Annotated in this window: 9 protein-coding genes; 5 read left to right on the plus strand and 4 right to left on the minus strand. The window is 46.5% G+C overall.

From position 1 onward, the window contains the following. Window positions 1-36 precede the first annotated feature (36 nt). The 3 genes from D1614_RS20060 (at window position 37) to D1614_RS20075 (ending at window position 2,745) form a co-directional block, all read left to right on the plus strand. Window positions 37-864: a GNAT family N-acetyltransferase gene (locus tag D1614_RS20060; protein WP_119439768.1), complete on the plus strand. Its 828-nt coding sequence runs from the start codon at window positions 37-39 to the stop codon at window positions 862-864. 101 nt (window positions 865-965) lie between these two features. Next, a complete protein-coding gene (locus D1614_RS20065; RefSeq protein ID WP_119439769.1) occupies window positions 966-1,565 on the plus strand; it encodes a rhomboid family intramembrane serine protease in 600 nt (199 codons plus the stop codon). 400 nt (window positions 1,566-1,965) lie between these two features. Beyond that, the gene (locus D1614_RS20075) at window positions 1,966-2,745 is read left to right on the plus strand and encodes an MBL fold metallo-hydrolase (RefSeq protein ID WP_119439770.1); all 780 of its coding nucleotides are present in this window, start codon (window positions 1,966-1,968) and stop codon (window positions 2,743-2,745) included. Window positions 2,746-3,970: 1,225 nt separating this feature from the next. Here the strand turns inward: D1614_RS20075 and D1614_RS20080 are convergent. Then, a complete protein-coding gene (locus D1614_RS20080; protein WP_119439771.1) occupies window positions 3,971-5,665 on the minus strand; it encodes an alanine/glycine:cation symporter family protein in 1,695 nt (564 codons plus the stop codon). A gap of 371 nt (window positions 5,666-6,036) precedes the next feature. On the opposite strand from D1614_RS20080, the gene D1614_RS20085 reads away from it, so the two are divergent. Both D1614_RS20085 and D1614_RS20090 read left to right on the plus strand, forming a co-directional pair. Next, a complete protein-coding gene (locus D1614_RS20085) occupies window positions 6,037-6,291 on the plus strand; it encodes a DUF8828 family protein (protein ID WP_119439772.1) in 255 nt (84 codons plus the stop codon). A 150-nt stretch (window positions 6,292-6,441) separates the two neighbouring features. Next, window positions 6,442-7,071, plus strand: a complete 630-nt coding sequence (locus D1614_RS20090) for a hypothetical protein (protein WP_119439773.1) — start codon at window positions 6,442-6,444, stop codon at window positions 7,069-7,071. Window positions 7,072-7,139: 68 nt separating this feature from the next. On the opposite strand, the gene D1614_RS20095 is transcribed toward D1614_RS20090, so the two are convergent. From D1614_RS20095 to D1614_RS20110, 3 genes are all read right to left on the minus strand, one after another. Next, window positions 7,140-9,272: a Tex family protein gene (locus D1614_RS20095; protein ID WP_119439774.1), complete on the minus strand. Its 2,133-nt coding sequence runs from the start codon at window positions 9,270-9,272 to the stop codon at window positions 7,140-7,142. 826 nt (window positions 9,273-10,098) lie between these two features. Beyond that, entirely contained in the window at window positions 10,099-11,031 is a 933-nt protein-coding gene (locus D1614_RS20105; RefSeq protein WP_162304583.1) for a 3-keto-disaccharide hydrolase, read from the minus strand. Window positions 11,032-11,050: 19 nt separating this feature from the next. After that, complete coding sequence (locus D1614_RS20110; RefSeq protein ID WP_119439777.1) at window positions 11,051-12,349, minus strand: Gfo/Idh/MocA family protein; 1,299 nt, start codon at window positions 12,347-12,349, stop codon at window positions 11,051-11,053. Between the last annotated feature and the right edge of the window lie 210 nt (window positions 12,350-12,559).

Below are 12,559 nucleotides of genomic sequence, written 5' to 3' on the forward strand. Positions count from 1 at the left end.
AACCGAAAAAAACCATAACAGCTAAACAACCGGTATATGATTGAACTGAAGAAAGAAAAGTATTCCCTTTTGGAAGCACCGCTAAAGGAAGTAAAGATCAACCACCTTTTTGCGCGTTCGGTAATCGAAAAGAAAGTAGACGGGAAGGTGTTTGTTGATCACGCTGAACATCCGAAAAGCTTTTATGTAGTTCATCCCTATGGCATGAGTTTGCTGTTTGGCGACAGTGAAAACAAGGCCTTTAACAGCCAGCTGGCAGAGTATTGTTTCAACCGGCAGGGAGCGCGGAATTCGTTTGAATGGATGCAGGCCTTTCCCGGCAGCTGGGATACTACATTGCCCGAATTGTTCGGAGACAAGTTGCGTGCAGCATCGGATGCAGGGGAAGCCCCCGGCGATTGCATTGAGCTGAACACCCGCGTAAACTTCAGCTTCGACCACCAGAAGTACCTGGAGTTTAAGCGTGCAAACATAAACGGGCAGCACGAAATAAGAAGAACCGACGCCGCTGTTTTTGAGGCGATGACCGGAAGCGTTGTCCCCGCCCGTTTTTGGAACAATGCCGACGATTTCTGTCAAAACGGCATCGGGTTTAGTTTGTTTGACTGCGGAAGGCTGGCCACTACGGCCTATTCTGCTTTTATTTTTGAGAAAGAGCTGGAACTGGGCATGGAAACGATCGCAGAATTCAGGGGAAAAGGCTTTGCACAGTATGCCTGTTCGGCTTTGATCGATTATTGCCTGGAAAATGCTTATGAGCCGGTTTGGGCGTGTAAGTTAAGCAATACACCGTCGTACCGCCTGGCTCAGAAACTCGGGTTTGTTCCCGCGCTGACTTTACCATATTACCGGCTGGCGCTTTAATTGCAGAACTTATAACAACCAGCCCTGTTCCCGCGCGATTGCATCGCGTGGAAAAAGCAAGAACAGCTGGCTGATCATAAAGAATAAACAATAATAAACGAATGAAAGCATACATTAAAAGCAATTGGCCGAAGCTATCGGTGGTACTTGTAGGCTTGTTTTTTATTACAGGCATTTTATCATTGACAATTCCTGCTTTTGGTAAAATGGTACTGCTATATTCATCGAATCTGGCAGAACCATTAAACTGGTACAGGCTTTTAACATATCCTCTGTACGGTGGAGGGTTGCTGAACTGGGCCCATAATGCATTAGTGATGGTATTAACAGGTTTTATTCTCGAAAACAGAATCAGTAAGAAAGAGATACTTGCAATAATTGTTTTATCCGCCATAACGGGCGGATTACTTTTTATTTTTCTTAATCAAAATGCCGGCTATGATCTTACGGTAGCATCGCCGGTAATGATTTCGTGGGGGTATTGTAGTGCCACTATCGTTATCGGTCTAAAATGCTGGGGAAGGTTAAACGTATTTGAAAAGGTTGTGGTGATAATGTGTCTGGCTAGTTTATTAAGTGTGTGGAATGATAATATCGGATTTCTGGTTGGACAAATATCAGTAATTACAATTATCGGGCTTGTAACGCTTATCCGGTTTCGGGGAAAAGAACTGGCACGTGAATCAAATCCCATAGAGTAATGAGTATCGGGTATTGAGTATTGAGCTTCGGACTACGAGCTACGAGCATCGAGTATCCAGAATCAAGCATCCAGTATCGAGAATCAAGCATCCAGTATCGAGTATCAAGCATCCAGTATCGAGTATCAAGTATCCAGTATCGACAATGAAGTATCAAGAACACACCCCCTCCGTCATTCCTTCGTCGGAGCCTCCGGAATTCCTCGTCCCCCTCGGAGATGGGGACAAAGAACTAAGCTGCGAGCCTTGAGCCTTGAGCTACGAGCATCGAGTATCAAGTATCAAGAATCAAGAATCGAGCATCCAGCATCGCAAATAAAATAAATCCTAGTCAGCAATATTCCCCCAAGGTAGCCGTACTATAAAGCATGGGAATTTACCCGCAGAAAAACACATAAAAATGATCAACTACAAAACAAACGACTGGTTTACAATTGAGAAAATTGATGATACTACATCGATTATTAGTGAATACAAACATTGGGAAGAAACACACTGCTACCTGCTTAACGGCCGCGACAAAAGTTTGCTGATTGATACCGGGCTGGGGGTGCGAAACATTTGGGAAGAGGTACAACAGCTAACCGGCAACCCGGTGGCGGCAGTGACCACCCACGCGCATTACGACCACTTTGGCGGACATCAGTATTTTCCCGAGTTTTATGTACACGAGGCCGAGACCGAATGGATAAACGGGGGCTTTCCGCTGACGCTGCAACAGGTGCGGGATTTTCTGATGGAAGAACCCTGCGATTTTCCTGCCGACTTTGATGTGAATGACTATTATCTGTTTGAAGGTACGCCCACACGGGTACTCCGCGATGGAGATACGATTGAGTTGGGAGGCCGAAGCATTGAGGTGCTGCACACGCCCGGTCATTCACCCGGCCATATTTGTTTGTACGAAAAAGACAGGGGGTATTTGTACACGGGCGATTTGATTTACATCGGGGAGTTGTTTGCATATTTCCCGTCGACCGACCCGGTTGCTTACATGAATTCGATAAAAAAACTATTGCCGCTGGAGGTTCAGAAAATTCTGCCGGCACACCACGACTTAAATGTGCCGTTGTCGATTATCCGGGAACTGGACGAGGCTTTTACAAGCTTGCACAACAGCGGAAAGTTAAAACACGGAAGCGGGACCTTTTCGTATCCCAATTTTGGCATAAAGCTGTAAGTCGCAACGTTGTCAGACAAAGATGGATCGGACGCTTCCAGTATCAATCGCTTAAGAGCCGTTCTTTATTTAATTGAAGAGTAAAGAACGGTTCTATGGGCACAAGACACATCCGCTGGTATTCCGAGATTATGAACAATATTTCCAAGTAAAACCTATCTGGCAGAAAATGATCAATATCCAAGGTAGAATATCCAATTCCGAACTACCCAACAAGTTCGTGGCTCGCAGCTCATAGCTTTTCCCTTGAACTCTAAACTTTGAACTCTGAACCCTGAACTGTCTTACCCCCTCCGTCAAAGCCTTCGGAATTCCTCGTCCCCCTGAATGGGGACAAATAAAGAAAAGCTTCCGGTATCCAGTTTCTGGTCAACCGACTTTAAGCGTTGAAAATATCATAAAACAAAACCTATCTGGCAGAAAATGATCAATATCCAAGGTAGAATATTCAATATCCAATTAGAGCTACTCAATAAGCTCGTGGCTAGTAGCTCATAGCTTGAACTCTAAACTTTGAACTCTGAACCCTGAACTATCTTACCCCCTCCGTCATTCCTTCGTCGAAGCCTTCAGAATTCCTCGTCCCCCTGAATGGGGACAAATAAAGAAAAGCTTCCGGTATCCAGTTTCTGGTCAACCGACTTTAAGCGTTGAAAATATCATAAAACAAAACCTATCTGGCAGAAAATGATCAATATCCAAGGTAGAATATTCAATATCCAATTAGAGCTACTCAATAAGCTCGTGGCTAGTAGCTCATAGCTTGAACTCTAAACTCTGAACCCTGAACTCTAAACTATCTTACCCCCTCCGTCATTCCTTCGTCAAAGCCTTCGGAATTTCTCGTCCCCCTGAATGGGGACAAGTAAGAACCGCTGCAAGTATCCAGTTTCTGGTCAACCGACTTTAAGCGTTGAAAATATCATAAGACAAAATCTATTTGGCAGACAATGACCAATATCCAAGGTAGAATATCCAATTCCGAACTACCCAACAAGCTCGTGGCTCGCAGCTCATAGCTTTTCCCTTGAACTCTAAACTCTGAACTCTGAACTATCTCACCCCCTCCGTCATTCCTTCGTCAAAGCCTTCGGAATTCCTCGTCCCCCTGAATGGGGACAAACTAAGAACCGCTGCCAGTTTTGAATCATAAACTTCGAGCTATAACCCCAATTCTTACTTCCCAACAAGCTCATAGCTCGTGGCTAATAGCTTGTAGCTTGAATTATCCTTTCGGAAGCTTCTCGCCCGGGAAACGGTCGGCGTATTCTTTCCAGAATGATTTCACTTCGTTTTTCATTTCTTTCGACAAGGCCAGGATCCCAAACAGGTTGGGGATGGTCATCAGCGCGATGGTAATTCCCGAAAGTGTCCAGATAATGGTGGTGTCGGTAAATGAAGCCACAAAAAAGCCGATCACATAAATAATGTGGTAGTAAATCACCTTGCCCGAGCCAAAGAGGTAGGTAATGGCGCGGTCGCCGTAATACGACCAGCTGATGGCGGTGGAAAAGGCAAACAGCAGAAGCCCGATCGACACAATGTATTTTCCAAAGTCGCCAAACCAGCTGCGGGTAAAGGCGATAGTGGTGAGCGGGGCGCTGTGCATCAGCGATTGCCCGGTAAGCGTGAGGCCCGAAGGGTTCCGTTCTTTTTCGCGGTCTATTTTTCCGTCCACCAGTTCGAGCGGCCCGGAATATGGCTGATCGTTCACCCATACTTTTACGTTTTCGGCTACCGAGCGCGCGTGAAGAATCGTGGGTTGATTGGCTACGACTCCGTTTTCAATCGCCAAGGTGCCGGTAAACAGTGGCAGATCGGCTTCTCCCACCAGGTAATTGTGCAGTTTGTCAACGTCTTGCTGGTTTTGTTCCGAATAAGTTCCGTCGAATACCACCAGGTCGGCATCCTGGAACTGGTTTTCGTGTTTTTCGGTCCACACACCCGACGAAAGCAGCACCAGCCCGGTAAGCGTACAAATAATGATGGTGTCGATAAACGGTTCGAGCAGGGCCACCAGTCCTTCCGAAACCGGTTCGTGTGCACGGGCAGCTGCGTGGGCAATCGGTGCCGATCCCTGTCCGGCTTCGTTGGAGAACAAACCGCGGTTTACGCCCCGGTTAAAGGCAAAAGCAATGCTTCCGCCCAGAAAGCCACCGGTTGCAGCCGTTCCGGTAAATACATCGCCAAAAATTGCTTCGAGCGAAGGAAGTATGTTTTCGTAGTTGTAGAAAATAACGGCAATGGCGCCGATAAAGTAGATGATAGCCATTACAGGAACCAGGCGCGAAGTAACCTGAGCAATGCGTTTGATTCCCCCGATGATCACAAAGCCCAGCAAGAGCGCCAGAACACCCCCCGTAAGCATGTGGTTGATGCCAAAGGTTTCGAAAAGCGAGTTGGAAATACTGTTTACCTGCGGAAGGCTGCCGGTTCCGAACGAAGAAAGCACGGTGGCAACGGCAAAGATCACGGCCAGCCATTTCAGGTTCAGACGGTTTTTCATGTAATACATCGGGCCACCGGCAATGGAGCCGTCCTGGGCCACTTCGCGGTATTTATGCGAGAGCGTTACTTCCACAAATTTGGTGGTCATACCCACGGCGGCGGTTACAAGCATCCAGAACAGCGCGGCCGGCCCGCCCAGGTGAATCGCCAGTGCTACCCCGGCAATGTTACCGGTACCTACGGTTCCCGAAAGTGCAGTGGTTAAAGCCTGAAAGTGGGAGGTGTCTCCCTTGTCGCCTTCTTTGTCGAATTTTCCGCGAACGATGCGCAGCGAATGTTTCAGGTAACGAAATTGCGGAAACTTCAGGTAAATGGTAAAGAAAATACCGGTTCCGAGTAAAAGGAATACGAACCATTGGGATCCGCCGATGTTGCTGTCGATCACCGAAAGAATGTCATTTAGTTTATGCATTTATTTTCGCGTTTTTCATCTGTTTAGTATGCTCCTTTCGCCCTGAAAAATTTGGGTTTGCAGTGTTTGGGCCAGGTAAACTGCCGGGCAAACTCGAAGCAGGTATTTTTAGGTTTGTTTCAGAAACAAGGCTAAAATTAACATTCTGATTCAATTTGCTAAAAAAACGGGGTTTTATTTTTCAAATTCCTAGCAAAGGCTGATGGATGTCAGTATTTACATAAAGTTGGAGACCGAAAGAAGCTGGGAGAGATGCTTCTCTGCCAGCTCAAAAAAAGCCTGTTAGGGGATAAAACTTTTTTGGTGCAGGTTGGTTCTGTACGTTATTTTATGTCGTAAATTAGCGAAGTAAAACTCAAAAGCAATTAAGCATGTTACCAAAGTTTTTATTAGCCGACAACTCGTTGGAAACACCCGACACCATTTTTGTGGTTCACACCGAAACACCTCGTTTTATCGTAGAAGCCGACCTGGATGACTTCTGGAACAACCAGCAGGTACACTGGATCGACGGCGAACCGGGCGACGAAGATTACATTGCCGAATTAATTGATGCCGCCGAAGAATTCCTTGAAAAAGAGTTTGAAAACGAGGAACTTCTGGCCAGCGAAGACGACGAGGAATAGGATCCGGTTGATTTTCGGAATTTAGGATATTTACCAAAGGGAATTGTCTCTTGGTTAGAGGCAACTGCCTAATTTAGAATAGGGAACCGCTCTTTTATAGTAGAGAGCGGTTCTTTATTTTTAGGATATTCATTATCTTGAAAAGAAAAAATGCCTTCAATCAAAACGTTAACTCCAATTTTAGCCGGCGGTTACTACCATATCTTCAACCGGGGAGCAAATCGACAGAATATTTTTTACACCTCTGCCAATTATGATTATTTTCTGAACCTGCTTCATAAATTTTTAAGCGATTATGTCCATTTTCCGGCCTACGCTTTATTGCCCAATCATTTTCATTTGGTGCTCAAGATAAAAACTGAACTTTTCAGTGAAGAGCGAGGGAACCGTTCTTTAAAAGAAGAGAACGGTTCCTTAAAATCAGTTACAGATGAGGAACAAATAGGAAGAGAGGTAGTGAGACAATTAAAACGCATGTTTATAACTTATGCAATGGCTATCAATAAACAGGAAAATAGATCGGGGAATCTGTTTGATCCGAAATACAAGCGACTAGAGATTTGTGACCAGAGTTATCTGGAATACGCAATTTTTTATACTCATTTCAATCCTGAGAAACATGGAATCGCAAACAACTTCAGTTCTTACAAAGCCATTCTTGGCAATGGCAGGACTAAAATGGACCGAAAATTAATATTGGACTTGTTTGAAGGAAAGGAAAGTTTTGTTGATTACCACGAGGGCTGGCATGAAGAGCGTAAAGAAATTACTTTGGAATGATTTAAATAGAATCGGATAGGGAACCGTTCTTTTTTATAGAGAATGGTTCCTTAAACGGTTCCCTGTTTTTATTGCTCCAGTCCTTTCATCGAAAGCTGAATGCGTTTTCGCGGAATGTCGACTTCTTTTACCCGCACTTTTACATGTTCGTGGAGTTTTACAACTTCGTTGGGGTCGGAAATAAAACGATCGGCCAGTTCTGAAATATGTACCAGCCCCGATTCCTTGATGCCGACATCAACAAAAGCCCCGAATTTGGTAATATTGTTGACGATTCCCGGTAAAACCATCCCTACATGCAAGTCGTTGATGGAGAAAATACCATCGGCAAACTCAAACACTTTGATCGGTTTTCGCGGGTCGCGCCCGGGTTTTAGCAGCTCGCTTTTGATATCGTTGAGGGTGGGAAGGCCCACTTCGGCAGTGACGTATTTCTGCCAGTCGATTTTGGAAACCAGCTCTTCGTTGCGTACCAAATCGCTGAGCTCGCATTTCAGATCCTTGGCAATTTGTTTGACTATTTTGTACGACTCAGGGTGCACGCCCGAGTTGTCGAGCGGGTTCCTGGCATCGGGAATACGCAGGAATCCAGCGGCCTGTTCAAAGGCTTTTGGCCCCATCCGGGCAACTTTCTTTAGCGCATCGCGCGATTCAAACGCCCCGTTTTCTTTCCGGTATTCCACAATGTTTTCGGCCAGTTGTGGTCCCAATCCCGAAACATAGGTGAGCAGGTGTTTGCTGGCCGTATTCAGGTTGACCCCTACCGAGTTCACACTTAATTCCACCACCGAATCCAAACTGCCCTTTAATTTTTTCTGATCCACATCGTGCTGGTATTGCCCCACACCAATGCTTTTCGGATCGATTTTTACGAGCTCTGCCAGCGGGTCCATCAAACGGCGACCAATGGAAACTGCACCACGGACCGTGACATCGTACTGCGGAAATTCCTGCCGGGCCACTGTGGAGGCCGAGTAAACAGAGGCTCCGTCTTCACTGACCACATAAACACGCACTTCGCGGTTGTAGCGCAGGTTTTTGATAAAAAACTCAGTTTCGCGGCTGGCTGTTCCGTTTCCAATCGCAATCGCATCAATCTTGTAAACCTCCACCATCGATGAAATCTTCTTGGCGGCCATTTTCTTTTCTTCCTGCGGTTTGTGCGGGTAGATGGTTTCGTTGTGAAGCAGGTTGCCTTGTTCGTCGAGGCACACCACCTTACAGCCGGTGCGGTATCCCGGATCGATGGCAAGCGTTCGTTTTTGTCCGAGTGGCGGCGCAAGCAGCAGTTGTTTCAGGTTTTCGGTGAATACTTTGATGGCTTCTTCGTCGGCCTTTTCTTTTGAAAGGTTGGAAAATTCGGTTTCAATCGAAGGCTGAATCAGGCGTTTGCACGAATCTTTTACCGCCAGTGCCACCTGTTCCGAACTCGGATTGTTTCCTTTTACAAAAAAGCGGTCGAGGTTTTCGAGTACCCGGTCTTCATCGGGCGTTACGCTTACCCGCAAAAAACCTTCGTTCTCTCCGCGACGCATAGCCAGCAAGCGGTGCGAAGGGCATTTTTTCAACGGCTCGCTCCAGTCGAAATAATCGCGGTATTTGGCGGCTTCCTCTTCTTTGCCCTTTACCACTTTGGAGGATATAATTGCACCCAGGTCAAAGCCCCGGCGGACAATGTTTCGGGCACGCTCGTTTTCGCTAACCCACTCGGCAATAATATCGCGTGCGCCGGAAAGTGCTTCTTCGGTACTGGCAACCTGTTCGTTCACAAACTGGTTGGCACGGAACTCCGGATCGCGTTCCACCTGTTTCATCAGGATTTTAGCCAGCGGTTCAAGCCCTTTCTCGCGTGCCATGGTGGCTTTGGTGCGGCGCTTGGGTTTGTACGGGAGGTAAATATCCTCCAGCTCCACCGGATCAAAGCAGTCTTCAATGCGTGCCTTTAGTTCAGGCGTCAGCTGTTCCTGCTCTTCAATGGTTTTCAGAATGGTCTCTTTTCGCTTCTCCAGTTCGCTGAACTTCTCGTTAAGTTCCTTGATTTGCAACACCTGTACTTCGTCGAGACTACCGGTGCGCTCTTTCCGGTAACGCGAAATAAAAGGAACGGTGGCCCCTTCGTTCAGTAACAGGATGGTATTGGTTACCTGCACTGTTTTTACCTGAAGTTGCTGGGCGATTAAATCTGTTATGTTGTTTTGCATTGTACCTGTTTTTGCGGAAGACAAAGGTAACGAAACTTGCTTGTTTGTCTTTCTTTTTTACACGATTGATCTGCTGAAACAGGGTGATTAAGGCCGTTCCGGCTATCGAAGCCCTGCCAAGCGACGGACTGCCCGGTCCGCAGTGCCGGGTTCGGTGGTGTATATGGACCGTTGTCCGGAGGGATGGGTGGATAAAAGTGCATTTAGCAGTTCGGGACGAAAGGTTGGCAGTCCCACAAAGAACTTTAAATGCCCGAAAGCTCGATGCTTTCTTTGCCTGAATCGGATTTTGGTGTTGAGGTGAGCGGCAATATGTCGTTAAGTGGTTGAAATACATCGCCCTGTTAGCTTTTGACTCATCCTGTAGGCCCACGGCCCTCCCTGTAGGTGTTTGACCCTCCCTGTTGCGTTTTTAGCCCTTCCTGTTAAACAGGACGGGAAAAAAAGCTACAGGATTGAGAAAAACTTCAACAGGGCGACAAAAAACCTTACAGGACGGCCAAAAATGGTACAGGAAACGATAAAAATGCTACAGGGCGGCTCAAAAGTTAACAGGACGGCTCGCCAGGGTACAGGAGTTCCGAACTCTTAGCCGGCAATACGTAAATTTTTTCGAGCGAAGCGGACGCAGCCTGTAGCTCGGAAATGCCTTCCTCGTATTTACTATTTGTGTCATGACAAATACTAAAATCCAGCTGATAAGCGAAAGATCAGAAAGATAAGAGCTTGGGAAATCGAAAAAAACCGTTCTTCTATCAACTAAAAGATAGAAGAACGGTTTCTGTGGTCAGACAGTGAGCCTGTCTGTAATGCGTAATAGAAAGAACTAATCTGCCGATAACATCTCCAGCAACCAGTTCAGGTAATTCTTGCTGATCTCAGAAGAGCTGTTTTTGAATGATCTTTTCAATGCCTTTTCAACCGGTTTCTTTTCATCTTTTGAGACATTTGCCGCTGATTTTTTGGCTGCAATATCAAAAAGTGCCTGTTTGGCGCCGGCTTGTGCTTTCGGATTATTTTCATCCAGCATCTGAGCCAGTGTTTCAACTATTGAAGCGCCCTTTAAATCGGCTGCTTCACCGGCTTGCTTTCTGATATCTGCATCAGCACTGTAAAAACCTTTTTTTACATACTCCGGGTCGTCATCCAGATTCAGAACAGAAACATTCCTGAACTTTGCAAACTCACCTTCTTTGCTGTGGTTCGACTGAAAACCGATGGCCCCCGCCATGTTTTTGCCCTGCATGCTTTTAACAGTATCCACATCGGCCACGGTGGTTACTTTTCCATCTACCGAAATGGTGATGTTTTTCCGGTCGCATTTTATTTCCATTGTGTGCCATATTCCGGTAGTTTCATCAGGGCGGTTGCTCACAGCTACGTGCCCGTAAATGGAGCCGGTACAATGCAGATCGTCGCGGTAGGGTGTCCAGGGAGCGAGTAATTGTACTTCTACTCCGGTTCCCCATGGATTCTCAGGATTGCAGCGAATAAGCACTCCGCTGTTTCCTACTTCAGATAGCAGGTATTCAAACTTAAAGATAAAATTGCCGTACTGCTTTTCGGTATACAGTTCGCTACCGTTGTGGGGGGCTGCCACCAGCACTCCGTCAAGCACTTCAAAACCGGGAACCTTCCCCGGCATCATCCATCCGGAGAGGTCTTTGCCATTAAACAGTGTGGTAAAACGGTCTGTGTTCTGCGAAAATCCCGCAAGGCTTATTAGTAAAAAGGCAAAAAATATGGTTACTCGTTTCATTTGTATAGTTTTTAGATGCTTAATAAACCGGTAGCGACCAGGGCGAACGGTATTCCCTTGACAAGAGGAAGTTAGCTGCCGGATCATTTATAAATTCTTCTTTATCGCTGTCCCACTGCAATTTTCGTTTCAGGCGGAACGATATTAAGGCCAGGTGCATAGGCAAAGTCATTTCGCGGGCATATTCCAGGTTACTTTCCGGTTGTATGCGTGATTTTACTGCATCGAGGAAATTCCGCTGATGACCCGGTGAACGGGGACTCGATTGTGTCACTTCGGGGAGATCGTCAGTAGTTTCACCTCCTATTGAAATGATTCGTTTGTCGTAATCGCAGGTGAGGGTGCCTTTTTCTCCTTCAAAGTGGGCTCCGATTCCCATTTTGTCGGCTCCGGGAACATCGGGCGGGGTGGTGGTCCAGTACACATCCAGGTCCTTAAATTTGAAATCCACATCGATCCATTTGGGTGTATCAGCAATTCCGTCGTGCGGGATATCGCCCCGTGCATCGATACTGGAAAGGCCCTTGGGATGAAGCGACATGTACAGAATGTCGGCAATGTGGCACCAGAAATCGGCAAACACACCACCCGAATAGTCAAAAAAGCTACGGTAGGTTCCGTGGCATTTTACCGGGGTGTATTCAGCATAAGGAGCAGGTCCCAGCCACATGTTCCAATCGAGGGTGGCAGGCGGTGTTTCGGTGGGTGGAAATCCCAAACCGGATGTACCCCCGGTTTTCCAAAGGCGGACCGTGTGGATTTTCCCCAATGCTCCGGACTGAATAATTTCGGCCACGCGGTGGTAATTATCGCCGGCATGAATCTGGGTTCCCAATTGGAAAATACGGTCGTGTTTTTTCATGGATTGCAGCATCAGTTTTCCTTCTTTTGCTGAAAAAGAAAGTGGTTTCTCCCCGTACACATCTTTACCCGATTCGAAAGCCATAATGGCGACTAGGGCATGCCAGTGATCGGGTGTTGCACAGGTTATTACATCGATGTCTTTTCGTTCGATGATGCGTCTGAAATCAGAATAAAGATCGGGGTTGGCTGATGAATTGTTGGCAACAAGCAGCTTGCGTGCATTGGCCAAACGCAGTTCATCCACATCACACAAGGCGACGGTTTCCGCATCTGGGAAAGCCGAGAACCACCGGATGTGTGCTCCGCCCATGTTGCCGGTTCCGATATGTGCTACCCTGATTTTATCGCTGGGAGCCACCCCGGAGAAGCCATTCATGATCAGCGGAAAACCCATGATACCCATTCCGGTAGTTTTCAGGAAATTCCTTCTGTTGGTTTTAGGTTTTAGACTCATTTGCTTTAGTTTTATACGTTTAATCTTTCGGCTATCTGCCGGTTTTGTTTTATTGTCAGCTTAGCGTATTTTGCTTTTGTTATTTAGTTCAAATATGCCTTTTTCGCAAGGAGAAATTCGCCTAAAAAGAGGCAATATAAACCTCTAAGGGTTGCAATTCTTTTTTATTTACCTCCGGAATGTCGATGGATAAAACGTCTGTTGTACTTG

Origin of the sequence: Maribellus luteus, from assembly GCF_003576475.1 — a bacterium.
Classification (GTDB): domain Bacteria; phylum Bacteroidota; class Bacteroidia; order Bacteroidales; family Prolixibacteraceae; genus Draconibacterium; species Draconibacterium luteum.

Excerpts from the sequence above, each read along its gene's own strand:
- D1614_RS20060 (WP_119439768.1), top strand. The coding sequence starts at position 37 with ATGATTGAACTGAAGAAAGAAAAGTATTCCCTTTTGGAAGCACCGCTA.
- D1614_RS20065 (WP_119439769.1), top strand. The coding sequence starts at position 966 with ATGAAAGCATACATTAAAAGCAATTGGCCGAAGCTATCGGTGGTACTT.
- D1614_RS20075 (WP_119439770.1), top strand. The coding sequence starts at position 1,966 with ATGATCAACTACAAAACAAACGACTGGTTTACAATTGAGAAAATTGAT.
- D1614_RS20080 (WP_119439771.1), bottom strand. The coding sequence starts at position 5,665 with ATGCATAAACTAAATGACATTCTTTCGGTGATCGACAGCAACATCGGC.
- D1614_RS20085 (WP_119439772.1), top strand. The coding sequence starts at position 6,037 with ATGTTACCAAAGTTTTTATTAGCCGACAACTCGTTGGAAACACCCGAC.
- D1614_RS20090 (WP_119439773.1), top strand. The coding sequence starts at position 6,442 with ATGCCTTCAATCAAAACGTTAACTCCAATTTTAGCCGGCGGTTACTAC.
- D1614_RS20095 (WP_119439774.1), bottom strand. The coding sequence starts at position 9,272 with ATGCAAAACAACATAACAGATTTAATCGCCCAGCAACTTCAGGTAAAA.
- D1614_RS20105 (WP_162304583.1), bottom strand. The coding sequence starts at position 11,031 with ATGAAACGAGTAACCATATTTTTTGCCTTTTTACTAATAAGCCTTGCG.
- D1614_RS20110 (WP_119439777.1), bottom strand. The coding sequence starts at position 12,349 with ATGAGTCTAAAACCTAAAACCAACAGAAGGAATTTCCTGAAAACTACC.